Genomic DNA, 15,086 nt, shown 5'->3' with positions numbered 1-15,086 from the left:
TGATATGCTATATTTGCAATGCAAAATAGAGCAAAATGTTTTAAATGTGTTCAATCTCAGATTATACTATTAATTTATAAAAGGTTATGAAAAGATTCTTTAGACAATGTGGAAAATTAATGGCTGCGTTTACTTGCGTAGCTATTGCAATCGCTATGCTTGCAATTCCAGAAATGGCTTCGGCAAAGGGAAACAAGAAAGTTGGAATTCAACTTTACTCAGTAATGGATGCAGTAAGAGAAAATCCCAAAGCATCGATCGAACGTCTGGCCGGCATGGGTTTCAAGGCATTCGAGTTGGTACAGTGGGGTGGAGATACGAAGGTGTTTGGACTTCCTGCAGAAGAGTTCAAAGCTCTTTGTGATCAAAACGGTGTGAAAATCATCTCTACGCATTCTAGTATTCAGGAAGATACGGCAAAGGAAGATGAGATTATGCAACGCTGGCGTCAACTTTTTGAGATTCAGAAAGCATGTGGTGGCAAATATTTTGTTATCCCTAGCTACAATGTGGACTACACTGTGAAGGATGTACAACAAATGTGTAACTATTTTAACCGTGTAGGTAAGATTGCAAAAGAGTATGGGTTGAAACTTGGATATCACAACCATGCCAACGAATACAAAAAACTTAAGGATAGCGACAAGGTTATGTGGGAATATCTTGTAGAAAATACAGATCCACGGTACGTGTGTTTCGAAATGGATGTTTATTGGTGTACAAAGGGAGGCAAAGATCCTGTAGCGTATTTGAAGAAATATCCTAAACGTATCGAGATGTTACATATTAAGGATGAATTTGTGATTGGCGAAAGTGGAACGATCAACTTCGAGGCTATATTCAACCAATTCTATAAGAATGGAATGAAGAATTACGTAGTTGAAATCGAAACTCCAAAAGCATTAAGAGAGAAGACCAATGCAGACGGTAGTAAATATACGAAGGAACAGATTATGAATGAGATGTTCGTAGCAGCACAAAAGAGTGCGGCGTACCTTACCAATGCCAAGTTTGTAAAATAATCTCTTTTAGATTGATCAATATAGAATCAGTATCCAATAAGGATTATTCCAGGAAAGATCATAGTAAGATCTATTGTTGTTTATGGGAAATACTACCAAAGCAAAGTCTTAGGTAGTATTTTCTTTTTTAAGGAACCACTAAGATCTATAAGTGATTGATCTGATTTAAATCCAATTCGTCGAAATTTGATATAGTGTAAAAGCAACCATTCGATTGTAGCTCTTCATGTGAATGAGAAGTTGTTATTCCTACGACCCTGATTCCTGCGTTCAATGCCGAAATCACTCCTCCTAATGAATCTTCAATAACGATGCATTCCGTGGTTTTTAAATTTAGTTTGGCCAAAGCCAGATTAAATATTTCTGAGTCGGGTTTACCCCTTACTATTTCGTGTCCTCCGGTTATAGAAGAAAAATAGGGTCTGATATTTATTTCATCTAATACAAAGTCAATGTTGGGCATATCTCCCATGGTTGCTAGGGCTGCAACAATGTGCTGATTGTTCATTTTATTTAATAAGTCAGTCAGTCCTTGTATTTCCTTTATATGACTTTTATACATAGCCCGGTAAGTGCGTTCCTTTTCCTGTCCCAACTCTTTGACTTTATCCTCTTCAAGATCCTGACCAAAAAATCTTCTTATCATTTCGTCAATGTTTCCATGGTTTTGAGCCTGAAATTCTTCGGGAGCAAGTATAATTCCATGCTTTTTTAAAAAGAGTAACCAAGCATCCTTGTGGAATGGTATGCTATCCACTAAAGTACCATCCATATCAAATATTATAGCTTTTATCATTGCCATTTTAAGTATTAATTTATAGAGTGCTTTTATGAAGATAACAGTCTATACGTGATAATAATTGTCAAATATAATATTATTTTTATTCTATTCTGCGAACAGAGATTTGAAAAGGTTAAAACAAAATCCAGCCCTCTCTGTTACTATATATGATGAGGCTTAAGTTGTATAAAATAAATAAGAATCGGTTATTGCTATTACCCCTGGCAATATTGCTTTGTTTTTCTTGTTCACTCAAACAAGAGATAAAGCAGTTCTTTGATATTCCCCTCAATTCATCAGTATACACGCCTAAACCTACTGATTCGAGGGTTTGTACAACTGCGAATTTTGTATCGGTAACCGACCATCTTTCTAAAACTAAACCTCAGGGTGAAAGTAAATTTATTGTAAACCGTTCTAATTGTGAGACTCTTTCGCTGATTTGGATAACTAAATCCGTGATTTATGAGGGAAATAAGCTTCGAGGAGAATCCGGAGTTCCCATATTTATATTTCAGCGAAAGCTAATTATTTGATTTCTAAACAGATTATGTGTTTTATGGATTAAATACAATTTAATCCATCCATCTTTTATTTGTTTAATTTTAAATATTTAGGAATATCATGATTCAAAATAACAAAGAGTTGCAGCAAGCATACTCACTTTCCGGAGCTTTTACTCTTGCGTTGCGTTTAGTGGTTGGTTGGACCTATTTTTCGGCATTCTGGAGAAGGTTGATCCTCGATAACAAATTAATCGCCGATGAAGCAGGATACATTGGTGAAAAATTTAATCACTTTTTGCCAAACGCGTTAGGTATAAAGCCACTTATAGAATATTTAGTTTCCAATCCGGAATCACTGTGGTGGGCTATGGTTCTTTTCACTATTGTTGAGGCCATTGTAGGGCTATTTATTATGCTGGGTTTATTTACCCGTCTTATGAGTTTGGGAGTTTTGGCACTTGCTACCGGCATTTTACTTGGCTCCGGATGGCTGGGAACTACCTGTCTTGATGAATGGCAAATCGGAATTCTGGGTATGGCAACCGGATTTTCCATCTATTTTACAGGTGGAGGTGTATATTCGATGGATCACTACTTATTCAGAAAGTCTGCCATCCGCCAGTCTAACTGGTTCGCATGGATCGGATCGGGTGTGTTGCCTATACCCTCTAAAGTCTTAAACCGGATCATTCTTGGTGGTTCTGTAGCCATATTAGGTATGACGTTGTTCACCAATCAGTATTTCCATAATGGTGTATGGGGTGAGTTGCATAATAAGTCCGTAAAACCCGTTGTGGAGATATCTGACGCAAAATTGGATAGTAGACAACTTACGTTTACAGTTTACAGAGTGGAAGGTGCAGATGTATACGGTTCATTTCTTATCGGGATTGAATTAAAAGATAAGGATGGTAATAGTCTGATTAGAAAGGATGGCGCCGAATTATCGAAATTTCAGGAATCAGATATAAAAAACCGATACGTTGCTAAAATTAAACCCGGAAAACACAGCTTGATTATTCCTCTGGGGAGTAAAGCCGAAATCAGTATTGCCGATGATTTATTCAGCACCTTGCCAAAAGGAGAATATAGCCTGATTCTTACAGATATTAGTGGCATTACATGGACTCAAACAATACTTAATTAAGGATTGGCAAGTATAGTAAAGGATATCAGAAGCGTTTTTAAAGGCTTCTGATATCTTTTTGTTATAAATTCAGCTTATTTTACGTTTGATTTGCGTGCAATCATCCGTATGATGGCCGATTCTCCGCTATGTCCGATGCCTTCTGAAAGAGTTGTTATACATTTTTCAAGTTTGATAATTTCCATATCCTGAAATATCGTTGACAGCTCATCTTCAGAGAATAACATATCAATATCTTTGGGGCCTCCTGCCGATTCATTTTGTTTTTGATATTCACGTTGCTCCTTGCTAAAACCCTCAAACAAAACATACCCTCCTGTTTTCAAGAATGGTAGCAGCCTCCTGAAAAATTCTGTTTTGTTTTCTTTGGGTATATGGGCATATATCAAGGCTATAACATCAAATTGAGAAGGTCTGTATTCAACCGAATCAAAGCTTGCAATCTGGTAGTTTATGTTTACATTCTGTTGATTGGCTAATTTTATGGCTTTGTTCCAACCCTCTTTACTTAAATCGAATGCTTCTACTTTCCATCCGCATTGGGCGGCATATACAGCATTTCGGCCTTCTCCTTCGGCAGGTAATAAAATCGTGCCGATAGGATGTTTAATAATATACTCTTTAAAAAATGCATTCGGATTCGTTCCGTAAATATATTTTCCGTCGCGGTATCTATCATCCCAGAAATTACTCATATCCATTCAATTTAAATGATAACAATCCAAAGTTACATAATAATTTGGATTTTCTCTTTAATGGCTTTGTGCTTACTGCTGATCTTTTTGAAAATATTCTGAAGGTGTCATTCCCGTAATCAGTCGGAAGTTACGTAAAGCCGTTGCGCGTGAACGATAACCTGCATCAAAAAATGCATCCTGAAAGTTTACCGGTTGCTTTGCTTTGATCTGGTTAAGAAAATCTTTTATACGCAGATGGTTTATGTAAGCGGTATAGCTTTCGTATCCATTGTCCTGTATTACCTGATTCAGTGTTGTACGGTTGGTACAAAGAGCCTGCGCAAGCGTATTAAGAGATAAGTCGGGATCCCGCCAGGCAAAAGTATTTTCCATATAGGCATTCAATCTGTCGATCAGAATTGTGTTCTTCACTTTGGTGAATGATTCTGTACAAGGAGCAGATGGCTCTTCCTCTTTTTGTATGACTGTCTCCGTCACAACGGGTTTTCTTATTAAGCGTACAAACAGTTCCATATAAGCTATATAAAGGCTGCATCCCACACTTACGTAATAGTAAAGTGAACGAATAATTGGATTTTCGAAAGTTAATACCAGAATGTATGCCAATGTATTAAGTGATAGTGTAAAGACATACTTTCTTATCCATACGTAATCCGTGTTGTTATATCGACGGGTGTATGGAATAAAAAATATAAATAGAATAGGCATAAAGATTAAAAATGCAAGCGTAAAGCGGAACAGTACATCGAAATTTCCGATATGAGAAACCATATCAAGAAGAGTGTTGTAGGGGGTATATTTTATGTCTGCCCAAAGGGAGATCTTATATGTAACCAGTATGAAAAGACAAGGAGAATACAGTTTAAGTATCCGTCTAAAATTGAGCCATCCGGGTGAAATAACCTCAATGGGATACATAATGTAACTAATTACCATAAAGATCGCCACTACCAACATCGGGACGGATACTATTAATTGGGGTACTTCTCCGTTTATAAGATTTATGAAACGTGTTGTATAGCTGATGACCGAAAACATAATGATGCAAGAGAGAATGACTCGTGATCGTTCTCCGTCTTTACGACGAAAAAAGAGCAACAGAGAGGCAAGCAGATAGACCAACGCTGCCGAAAAAGTAAAAATTGTAGCTAAATTTATATATTGCATTATTTTTTTATAGTTTTGACGCAAATATATAAAAAAATCTCTTTTGTTAACTAAATATTTAGATTACATATCTCATGAATAAAAAAGGGGGAAATCCCTTACGAGTTTTCCCCCTTAAAATGACTAAATGTGTCCAGACCATTTATCCAAGATACTTTGGTTGCTTCGGTTTAGAGTAAAAAAATCAGTATCTAGAAATTGATGAATCATTTTTTCTGGATTCTTTTCATTGATATCGGCTTTTCATTGGGTATTCGATTCAGTTTTTTGTTATGTGTATTTGATGTGCAAATCTATGGATAACTCATTTACTGCATGTGCTATTTTTACAAATTTGATGTATCAAATTTACAATTTCTGGCATTAAGTTGTAATTTTTGGACTTTTTTATGTAATAAACAGGAACGATATCATACAAAAAGGAAATAGTACATATATTTGAAAATAATTAATAACTTTGCTCTCATCTAATACGAAATTATGAAACGATTATGAACACAAAAGTTTTAAATAGGCTTTACTTTAATAGCAGATCTATTAATCTATTTTTATTTCTCAGCATTTTTTGTTCATTGGGGTTGAATGCTTCAGATAAGTATAATGATAAAGGGATTAATAATTATCGTTGGAACTTAAACTCCGAAGGTGGAATTTCATGGATTATAAACAAGGATAAGTACCCTCATACCGATCATATTGAAATGAGTGGAAAACGGGTGTCGGTTGTATTGCGCTATGGAGTGAATCAAGATCAGGAGTTTGAACTTAATAAGAGCTTGATATGGCCTCTACTTAGAACAATTCCTAATAATACGCATGCAAGTCTGATGCGAAGATTTAATTGGAATCCATTGAATATGGTTCTGGTGAATGGCAAGTCTCTGGAAAATGAAAAGGTGGAACAGATTACTTTGGATGGCCTTTTGAGGGTAGAAAGTTTTTTTACTATGGGAGGAAAAGGAAACCTAAAAGTAATCAGAGAATATTTTCCATCTGTAGATAAACCTGCTTTAGTTGAACTCTATCGTATCATTAATCCGGAAAAGAGCAGTGTGACTGTAGAAATTCCATCCAGTTTGTCGGTTATAGAAACACTTCGAGATGAAGGTGTAGATGGAAGTTACCGGTTGGCAACAGCAGTTAACCGAAACGGGAGCTATCATTTAGCCGGTGGAGATACATTACTTTTTACGGGATATATTGCTGCGTACAAAATGAATGATCCTATTGAAAAGATTGATGGAGAGGTGGAAAAACAAAAGAGAGTGGAATTAATTAGTTTTTTGAAGAGTAATTTAGAACTGGAAACCCCAAATGACACCATTAACCGCATGTTTGCTTTTTCGAAAATAAGAGCTTGTGAGAGTATTTTTGAAACAAAAGGAGGACCGCTTCACGGTCCGGGTGGCGAATCATATTATGCTGCTATCTGGGCAAACGACCAGGCCGAATACGTAAATCCTTATTTCCCTTTTGTCGGTTATGCCTACGGAAACAAATCTGCACTGAATTCGTTCATGCATTTTTCCCGTTTTATGAATGAAGAATGGAAACCAATACCAAGTTCCATTATTGCTGAAGGTCTGGATATTTGGAATGGCGCCGGCGATAGGGGAGATGCTGCTATGATTGCATACGGTGCATCCCGCTATGCATTGGCAAGCGGTAAACCGGATGAAGCTGATAAACTTTGGCCATTGATTGAGTGGTGCCTTACCTATTGCAACAGGAACCTTAATCAAGAGGGGGTGGTTCTTTCTGATACGGATGAGTTGGAGAATCGTTTTCCCAGTGGTGATGCTAATTTGTGCACCTCTTCTTTATACTATGATGCTTTACTTTCGGCGGCCTATCTTTGTGATAATATGGGAAAGCCAGCGGTGAGTAAGCGTTACAGGAAACAGGCTGCAATTTTAAGGGAGTCAATTGAAGCTTATTTTGGAGCAACAGTGGAAGGCTTTGATACCTATGCATATTTTAAAGGAAACGATGTGCTCCGCTCGTGGATTTGTATCCCATTAACGGTAGGTATCAATGAACGTGCTGATGCTACGATTAAGGCCCTGTTTTCGCCGCGTTTGTGGACAGAGAATGGATTGCTTACACAAGCCGGAAGCAATACTTTTTGGGATAGGTCCACGCTTTATGCATTGAGAGGTGTTTATACGGTAGGGGCTACTAAACTGGCAACAGATTATTTAAATTATTACTCGAAAACCAGATTACTGGGAGAGCATGTTCCTTACGCTATTGAAGCGTGGCCCGAAGGAGGACAGAGGCACTTATCTGCAGAAAGTGGCTTGTTTGGAAGAGTAATCACCGAAGGCTTGTTTGGAATCCGTCCCACAGGCTTTAAATCGTTTATAGTTACACCAAGACTGCCTGAAGAATGGGATAGAATGGCTTTGAGACGGGTAAATGCCTTTGATACAAGCTTTGATATAGAAGTAAAACGTTTGAAAAATAAATGGTTGGAAGTTACATTTATTGAAGGAGGGAAAACCCGGATAAGCAAAATTAAGGATGGTGCATCCTTACAGTGTAAGTTTTAATTAAGGTTGTCTGATAGATTTATTGTATGATCTGTAAAAGTATATAAAATGAAAGAATGCCCAAATTGCCATGAAGAAATGGAAGACAGCTATGATCTGTGTTGGAATTGCAATTACAGTATTATTGAGAAAAAAGATGTAAAGATTACAGAGACCGAAGAGGGAGACCGTGATATAAATTGCATTCGTTGCAATATATCCCTTAAATACGCAGGGAAATATAAGTTTCACGAAGGAGGTACACCCGGATTCTTTGGCAATTTTTTTGAATTATTTGTCAACCGTGAATCCTTCGAACTTTATGTATGTCCCCGGTGTGGTAAAGTAGAATTCTATACTTCTGTTTGAGAAATAATTAAACTGTTTAAGCCAGGATTTCAATGTAGTTGCCTTCCGGGTCAAGCACAACACTTTCGTAGTATCCATCACCTGATGTTCTGGGTTCTCCTTCAATAACGTAGCCATCCTTACGGAAACGCTCGTTAAGGGAGTTTACAGTCTCTTTGCTACCTACGCTGATGGTAAGGTGGGCAATACCCATTTTAAATCCTCTTTTTGAAAGATTATCTGCTATTTCCGGCCGATGCATTAGCTCGATGCGACATCCACTTTCGTTGAATGTAATAAAATAAGAGGTAAACTTCTTTTGCGGATTGAAGTATTTCTCTCCTGAAGTAGTATTAAAGTAGGTAAGATAAAACTGTCTCATTTTATCTATATCTTCTACCCATATTCCAATATGATCTATTTTCATGGCTTGTTTTTTACGGATTGTGGTTATCCCTTGAACAAAGATAGGAGCAAGAGTTTGAATAAACAAAGATATTGCTTTTTATTATTTTGTACCTTTGCTTACGATAAGTAAACTATTTAATCCTAAAAAAAGAGAAAATGCAAATGAAATTTATATCACGAAAGCATGTAACCCTGCTTGTTATGAGCTTGTTACTTGTCTCGTCTTCGTATCAGGCAAAAGCACAACAAGGCTTTGTGCATGAAAGCTCTACCGAATATCAATGGCCCGAAGAAAAAGGTGTTTTAAAGAAATTGGATGCTTGGCAAGATCAGAAATTTGGTGTACTGTTTCATTGGGGGTTGTATTCCATTCCGGGTATTGTTGAATCATGGTCTATCTGTTCTGAAGATGTTGACTGGATTCCAAGAGATAGTACAATTGCATATGAAGATTACAAAAGAGATTATTATAATCTGATTCATAAATTCAACCCAACAGAGTTTAATCCGGATCAATGGGCCGAAATTGCTAAAGCGGCAGGAATGAAATATATGATTTTTACGACTAAACATCATGATGGATTTAATCTGTTTGATACAAAGCAGACAGATTTCTCTGTTATGAACAGTGCATTTAAGGATAATGCCAGAGCCAATGTTGCCAAGTATGTGTTTGATGCATTCCGAAAAAAGGATTTTATGATTGGTGCCTATTTTTCGAAACCCGACTGGCACAGTGAATATTATTGGTGGCCCAGATATGCTACTCCCAACAGAAATGTAAATTACAAAATAGAAAGACATCCTGAGCGTTGGGAGTCATTTCAGAAATTTACCTATAATCAGATTGAAGAGTTGATGAGTGGGTATGGATCTTTCGATATCCTTTGGCTAGATGGAGGTTGGGTTGCTGCTCCAAGACAGGATATTAAAATGGACTCAATTGCAAAAATGGCACGTTCGCATCAGCCGGATCTGCTCATTGTTGATCGTACCATACATGGAAAATATGAGAACTATCTTACCCCGGAGCGGGCTATTCCCGATAAACAATTACCATTTCCATGGGAAAGCTGTATTACATTAAGTTCTGATTGGGGATGGGTGCCGAATGCTAAGTTTAAATCGGCCAACGATGTAATAGCTCTTTTAGTTGAAGTAACAGCAAAAGGAGGAAGTCTATTGTTGGGCGTGGGCCCAACACCAACTGGTATTATTGAGCCAGAAGTAGAAAGAATTTTACGTGAAATCGGAGGGTGGTTAAAAGTTAATGGTGAGGGAATTTATAACACCCGTATTACCCCTGTTTACCACGCAAGTAATGTTTGGTTTAGCGCCAGAAAGGATGGATCCAAACTTTATGCACACTACATCCCATCCAAAGATGCGGATATGCCGGATACAATTGAATGGGAAAATAATATTCCAGCAAAGAATAGTTCAGTCGTATTACTCAAGACTGGCGAAAAGTTGAAATGGAGCCGTAACGGAAATAAAATAAAGGTAAATTTGTCTCGTAAAGCCAAACAACTTAATGAACCTCTGGTCTTTGTCTTTAATATAGAGAAAAAATAACCGGATATGATTTTTATAAGATTATTTCTTTAAGTAGTCTTTTTTGAATAATGAAATTCAGCCATCTGGATTTTGTAAGATAGACAGGAGTGATGAGTCAAAGCATCACTCCTGTCTATCTTATGTATTATCATTAAAAAAATATCTAAAAAATAAATCCTAACTAAATAGGTTGTATTATCAAAATTGTTCCTATATTTACAGCGGTGTAAATAACTTTTAGTTTAACCAACGAATATACAATTATGAAAAGAAACCTACTGATTTTTTTATTAAGTGCATTTTCTGTGCTGACAGTTTTTTCGCAAGAATTTAGTTTTAAATTTGGTAAAGTAAATGACCACGAATTATCAATGAGTTGTTATGAAAAAGACACTACGGCGTCAGCAATATTTATATACAACAAATCGGATGTTTATTACGATTACCGTTCTGATGATTTTAAGTTGATTTACAACTTCGAGTCCAAAATCAAAGTTTTGAAACCTGAAGGAAACGCTTGGGCAGATGTTACAATCCCTTTTTATAGTCCTGAAGATCAGTCTCAACCTAGAGAAAGCATTGCCAAACTGGAAGCTTGGGCCTACAATTTGGATAATGGAAAGATTGTAAAGACTAAACTTGAAAAAAACTATATATTTGAAGAACAGATAAATAGTAAGTGGAAGCAACTAAAATTTTCTGTACCGTCTGTTAAGACAGGTACTGTAATTGAATATAAATATTCAGTTACATCTCCTCTTTATGATAGGATTTATGATATGGTAATTCAGCAAAATATTCCAGTCATATATGGAAATCATCAAATTGTTATTCCGGAATATTTTATATTCAATAAGGAAGTAAGAAATGCAGATCTATTAAAACAAGAAACAATCCCTGAGTCAGTGACGTTTCATGTAGGAGGTGGATCACAGGGATCTAATGTTATCCGTTGTAACGCCACTAAATATTTATTTACTGTCGAAAACTTGCCAGCATTAAATAATGAGCCCTATTTATGGAGCCCCGATGATTACAAAGCACAAGTTATATTTGAATTGGCAAAATTAGAAATTCCGGGAGTGTTGTATAAATCCTTTACAACCGATTGGGACAAAATAGATGAGATGCTGAAAGGTGATTCTGAATTTGGTTCAGTTCTTAAAATGCAGAATCCTTACAAAGAGGAATTAAATGCTTTAAATCTTGGAGCATATAAAACAGACGAAGATAGAATTAGGGCTGTGTACAAATTGCTCAAAAGTAAGATTTCATGGAATAACCAATATGGTTTTTATGGAGGAAATGTTAGAAAAGCTATTAAGTCCGGAACAGGTACTAATGCTGAAATAAACTTTGTGTTGATTAGCATGCTAAAAGATGCCGGATTAAGCGCTTACCCAGTAATGATAAGTAGAAGGGATATGGGAATTTTACCCGTTTTGCATCCATCAGTTTCTAAGTTGAATACATTTATTGTTGGAATTGGAAATACTGACAGTACATTTGTGTATATGGATGGATCCGTCTCTAAAGGAGATATAAATGTGATTCCTCCAGTATTATTGGTTAACAGAGCACGAGTTTTTAGAGAGAACGGACAGGGATCATGGGTTGATTTGAGTAATATTGGAAAGCATGGTGTTAATATTGTCTCTGTTTGCTCGCTTAACTCGGACGGTTTATTAAAAGGAAAACGAAAAGTTTATTACGCCGGTCAGTTTGCCTCTGCACTAAGAGATGTCTTTATCAATGAAAAAGATAGTGCTGCATTTATAGAAAAAATTCAGACGAATGGAGAAATGAAGATTGATAATAGTTCTTATAAAGGGATGTCGGAGTTTTCTCCGTTGCTTGAAGAAGAGCTTACTTTCTCAAAAAGTACTTCGGTTACCGATGATTTTATTTATGTAAACCCCTTGATTTTCCCACATTTGACTCAGAATAAATTCATTAAGGAAGATCGTAAACTTCCTATTGAATTTGATTTCCCTTATTCGTATAAGATCAGAACTATTTTAGATATTCCAGAAGGATATGTAATTGAAGAACTTCCAAAATCTATTAAGATTGAACCAGGGCATGGCGGTTGTTTTTGTAGTTATGTTGTTTCAAAAACGGATAAACAGGTTGTGATAAATTATACGTTTAACATGGACAGAGTTTACTATACAGCAGAAGAATATAAAACTTTACGAGAGTTTTGGACGCGAATTATCGAGAAAAACACAGAAATGTTGGTTTTTAAAAAGGTGTCTTGATCGAATAAGTGAATTACAGTTATCAATAAATCTATGGTATGAAAAACTTTTGTTTTTTTGTTTTGTTCCTGTTCAAGTTTAGTATTGTAGACACAGCTGCTCAGGAAAAAGTTATATTGCCTGCAATTGCAGATTCACTCAAAGCCAATGCTTATTCTGTTGTAAGAGAAAATAGATTACAGTTTATTTATGAATCCGATGTTAGTGGATTGCATAAAGAAAAGCTTGTGTTAACTGTTTTGAATGAAAAAGGAACGGAGTCTGCTAACTTTATTTATACGAGTGATACTTTTCGGGAATTGGTCAAGTTTAATGGAGCAATTTATGATTCATCCGGGAATTTGATTCGTAAGATGAAAATGGCTGACTTAAAAACCTCTGAATATACCGATGAGTTGGCTTCAGATAGTAAAACTTACTATTATGAAAGCACTGTAGCTTCTTATCCGTATACCATAGTATATGAATGGGACGTGAAGTATAAAAAAGGAATCATAGCGTTTCCTGTGTTTATTCCTCAGTGCAATTTTAATCAATCACTTGAAAATGCCTCCTTTCAGCTTGTACTTCCTAATGCGATGGACCCTATCTTTAAGACGAAAGGAGAAATGCTAATGCCAAAAAAGAGCCAGGACGGTAAAAACTCTGTCTATGAAACTATGGTAAGTAATTGTACTGCAATAGAAAATGAACCTTTTACAGATGCGTTGTCGTCTTTTGTTCCAATTTTATATTCAGTACCCAGACAATTTTCATATGATAAAACAAGGGGAGATATGTCTGATTGGAAGACATTCGGTTTATGGCAATATGGGTTGTTAACTGGTAGAGATATTTTACCTGAAACGATTCGTCCGATTCTTGCGGAGATATCAAAAAATTGCCAGACAGATCGTGAAAAAGTGAAAGCCGTCTATGATTATCTGGCTAAAACATCCCGTTATGTAAGTATTCAATTGGGGATCGGAGGACTACAGCCTATGCCAGCAGCTGAGGTCTACCGTTTGGGATTTGGAGACTGTAAAGGGCTTTCAAACTACATGTTTGCAATGTTAAAGGAATTGGGTATCCATTCTGTTTATACAGTAATAAACACTGTCAATCCAAGGTTAATTCATGATTTTGCAAGTGCCAATCAGATGAACCATGTAATTTTGCAGGTACCTCTTGAAAAAGATACTTTGTGGCTTGAATGTACCAACCCCCAGTTGCCTTTTGGATATATCCATCGTAGTATTGCAGGACATGATGCTTTGTTAATAAAAAATACAGGAGGAGAAGTGTGTTGTTTACCATCATATCCAGACACATTGAATAAGGAAAGCCTTTTTGTGAATATTGAGTTAGCAGGCGATGGTGGAGGAAGTATGGATGTAAAGCAGAACAGTGAACTTTATCAATATGAGGCATTAACTGGATTTGTAAATCTGGATCTTGAAAAAAAGAAAGAATTTATACGAAGAGGAATTGATTTAACACAAGGAAGCATAAGTAATCTTACTTATAGCGAATTAAAATCTGATTTACCAGTAATGCAGATGAATTATCGGTTGGATTATGACAAGTACAGTTCCAAAACTGGAAGCCGATTATTTGTTCCAGTCAATATTTTTCGTCGAGGTGTTAAAACACTCTCAGCAGGTAAAAGAAATCACCCCTTATATATTTCGTATGGATATGCCGATAGCGATACTATTAGCTTTAATTTGCCTGATGGTTACTCAATAGAGGCATTACCAAAATCAATTGATATTGAGCAACCGTTTGGAAGCTTTATTTCAATCCTAAAAAATGAAGGAGGAAAGCGTATTACTGTTATACAGAAACTACAAATTAATTCCGGCAGATATGATACCAAGTTTTATTCGGCATTTGTTAATTTCTGGAGTGAAGTAAATAAAGGGTATGCAAATAAGATAATTCTAAAGAAGATGGAATAAGTATTTATCAAGTAAAAGATGATAAAGTGTTAGTTACTTATTTATTTACGATATAAAGGACTGTTTACTAAAAACAGTCCTTTTATTCCTCAGACTTAACAAGGGTATATAAGTAGGCTGTTTTTGTACAGTCTTGAATTGCAAGTGTATCTCCCTTTATATATACCGGATAGGCTGGATTTGTTTCATAGAAAGCATCCATTAGGAATGCTTCGTAGCCTGCTCCTGTGTCGGATTTACGCCAGTTCAGCTTGCCTGGTTCACTTTTTCCATCTTCAATCCAGATGTAATTGTCGCCGTCAAATTCAATGTATGTGTTTTCGAATTCACATAATTGGCTGTTGTTTTTACCACTAATCAGTTCCCACTTACCCTTTACTAGATCTTTTATTTCAGGAAGAGATTTGTCTAGAAGACTCGTGTTAACAAGCTGCTTTGCCTTATCTGAGTTTGTTTTATCTTCAGGTTTCATCTGGCAACTTACACAGGAAAAGAATAAACAGATTAATAAAGAATTTACCGCAACTTTCAGGATAGTCATACTTATTAATATTATGTTATAATTACTTCCCAAATTTATATATTTATTATTTATGCGAATCAGTAGTTGAAATCACTTGCTGATTCATTTAGTTAAAATGTTGTTATACAGTTTATTATTTCATTAAAATATTTCTTAATCTCCCTGGAAATCAGTATCTTAGAAGAATAAAACCACTC

The 15,086-nt window shown here is 36.1% G+C and carries 12 protein-coding genes; 7 read left to right on the top strand and 5 right to left on the bottom strand.

The features are described 5' to 3' along the window. Positions 1-86 precede the first annotated feature (86 nt). Positions 87-1,022: a sugar phosphate isomerase/epimerase family protein gene (locus AB7E53_RS07265; RefSeq protein ID WP_446774939.1), complete on the top strand. Its 936-nt coding sequence runs from the start codon at positions 87-89 to the stop codon at positions 1,020-1,022. Between the two features lie 145 nt (positions 1,023-1,167). Here the strand turns inward: AB7E53_RS07265 and AB7E53_RS07260 are convergent, their stop codons facing one another. Further along, positions 1,168-1,824 carry an HAD family hydrolase gene (locus AB7E53_RS07260; protein ID WP_446774937.1) on the bottom strand — a complete coding sequence of 219 codons (657 nt, stop codon included), beginning with the start codon at positions 1,822-1,824 and terminating at the stop codon, positions 1,168-1,170. Between the two features lie 600 nt (positions 1,825-2,424). On the opposite strand from AB7E53_RS07260, the gene AB7E53_RS07255 reads away from it, so the two are divergent. After that, positions 2,425-3,456 (top strand): TQO small subunit DoxD, encoded by a 1,032-nt coding sequence (locus AB7E53_RS07255; protein ID WP_446774951.1) that lies wholly within the window; start codon positions 2,425-2,427, stop codon positions 3,454-3,456. A 74-nt stretch (positions 3,457-3,530) separates the two neighbouring features. Here AB7E53_RS07255 and AB7E53_RS07250 read toward each other — a convergent pair whose 3' ends face one another. After that, positions 3,531-4,151 (bottom strand): class I SAM-dependent methyltransferase, encoded by a 621-nt coding sequence (locus AB7E53_RS07250; protein WP_446774935.1) that lies wholly within the window; start codon positions 4,149-4,151, stop codon positions 3,531-3,533. Between the two features lie 72 nt (positions 4,152-4,223). Further along, positions 4,224-5,321, bottom strand: coding sequence for a helix-turn-helix domain-containing protein (locus AB7E53_RS07245; protein ID WP_446774933.1), 1,098 nt, complete (start codon positions 5,319-5,321; stop codon positions 4,224-4,226). A gap of 491 nt (positions 5,322-5,812) precedes the next feature. Between AB7E53_RS07245 and AB7E53_RS07240 the strand changes: the two genes are divergently transcribed. Together AB7E53_RS07240 and AB7E53_RS07235 are read left to right on the top strand one after the other, a co-directional pair. Next, positions 5,813-7,873 (top strand): hypothetical protein, encoded by a 2,061-nt coding sequence (locus AB7E53_RS07240; RefSeq protein ID WP_446774931.1) that lies wholly within the window; start codon positions 5,813-5,815, stop codon positions 7,871-7,873. A 48-nt stretch (positions 7,874-7,921) separates the two neighbouring features. Continuing rightward, positions 7,922-8,221: a hypothetical protein gene (locus AB7E53_RS07235; protein WP_446774930.1), complete on the top strand. Its 300-nt coding sequence runs from the start codon at positions 7,922-7,924 to the stop codon at positions 8,219-8,221. 16 nt (positions 8,222-8,237) lie between these two features. Here AB7E53_RS07235 and AB7E53_RS07230 read toward each other — a convergent pair whose 3' ends face one another. After that, entirely contained in the window at positions 8,238-8,627 is a 390-nt protein-coding gene (locus tag AB7E53_RS07230) for a VOC family protein (protein ID WP_446774929.1), read from the bottom strand. Between the two features lie 137 nt (positions 8,628-8,764). On the opposite strand from AB7E53_RS07230, the gene AB7E53_RS07225 reads away from it, so the two are divergent. The 3 genes from AB7E53_RS07225 to AB7E53_RS07215 all read left to right on the top strand — a co-directional run bounded on the left by AB7E53_RS07225 (position 8,765) and on the right by AB7E53_RS07215 (position 14,366). Continuing rightward, the gene (locus AB7E53_RS07225; protein ID WP_446774927.1) at positions 8,765-10,183 is read left to right on the top strand and encodes an alpha-L-fucosidase; all 1,419 of its coding nucleotides are present in this window, start codon (positions 8,765-8,767) and stop codon (positions 10,181-10,183) included. Positions 10,184-10,428: 245 nt separating this feature from the next. Further along, complete coding sequence (locus AB7E53_RS07220; RefSeq protein WP_446774926.1) at positions 10,429-12,426, top strand: DUF3857 domain-containing protein; 1,998 nt, start codon at positions 10,429-10,431, stop codon at positions 12,424-12,426. A 38-nt stretch (positions 12,427-12,464) separates the two neighbouring features. Next, positions 12,465-14,366 carry a transglutaminase domain-containing protein gene (locus AB7E53_RS07215; RefSeq protein WP_446774924.1) on the top strand — a complete coding sequence of 634 codons (1,902 nt, stop codon included), beginning with the start codon at positions 12,465-12,467 and terminating at the stop codon, positions 14,364-14,366. Positions 14,367-14,448: 82 nt separating this feature from the next. On the opposite strand, the gene AB7E53_RS07210 is transcribed toward AB7E53_RS07215, so the two are convergent. Then, positions 14,449-14,838 (bottom strand): hypothetical protein, encoded by a 390-nt coding sequence (locus tag AB7E53_RS07210; RefSeq protein WP_246303368.1) that lies wholly within the window; start codon positions 14,836-14,838, stop codon positions 14,449-14,451. Positions 14,839-15,086 lie beyond the last annotated feature (248 nt).

Source organism: Macellibacteroides sp., assembly GCF_050251695.1.
Classification (GTDB): domain Bacteria; phylum Bacteroidota; class Bacteroidia; order Bacteroidales; family Tannerellaceae; genus Macellibacteroides; species Macellibacteroides fermentans.
The sequence above is the reverse complement of the archived record's forward strand: the minus strand, read 5'-3'. Positions and strand labels throughout refer to the sequence as shown.

Excerpts from the sequence above, each read along its gene's own strand:
- AB7E53_RS07215 (WP_446774924.1), top strand. The coding sequence starts at position 12,465 with ATGAAAAACTTTTGTTTTTTTGTTTTGTTCCTGTTCAAGTTTAGTATT.
- AB7E53_RS07240 (WP_446774931.1), top strand. The coding sequence starts at position 5,813 with ATGAACACAAAAGTTTTAAATAGGCTTTACTTTAATAGCAGATCTATT.
- AB7E53_RS07220 (WP_446774926.1), top strand. The coding sequence starts at position 10,429 with ATGAAAAGAAACCTACTGATTTTTTTATTAAGTGCATTTTCTGTGCTG.
- AB7E53_RS07210 (WP_246303368.1), bottom strand. The coding sequence starts at position 14,838 with ATGAAACCTGAAGATAAAACAAACTCAGATAAGGCAAAGCAGCTTGTT.
- AB7E53_RS07250 (WP_446774935.1), bottom strand. The coding sequence starts at position 4,151 with ATGAGTAATTTCTGGGATGATAGATACCGCGACGGAAAATATATTTAC.
- AB7E53_RS07235 (WP_446774930.1), top strand. The coding sequence starts at position 7,922 with ATGAAAGAATGCCCAAATTGCCATGAAGAAATGGAAGACAGCTATGAT.
- AB7E53_RS07245 (WP_446774933.1), bottom strand. The coding sequence starts at position 5,321 with ATGCAATATATAAATTTAGCTACAATTTTTACTTTTTCGGCAGCGTTG.
- AB7E53_RS07230 (WP_446774929.1), bottom strand. The coding sequence starts at position 8,627 with ATGAAAATAGATCATATTGGAATATGGGTAGAAGATATAGATAAAATG.
- AB7E53_RS07260 (WP_446774937.1), bottom strand. The coding sequence starts at position 1,824 with ATGGCAATGATAAAAGCTATAATATTTGATATGGATGGTACTTTAGTG.
- AB7E53_RS07225 (WP_446774927.1), top strand. The coding sequence starts at position 8,765 with ATGCAAATGAAATTTATATCACGAAAGCATGTAACCCTGCTTGTTATG.
- AB7E53_RS07265 (WP_446774939.1), top strand. The coding sequence starts at position 87 with ATGAAAAGATTCTTTAGACAATGTGGAAAATTAATGGCTGCGTTTACT.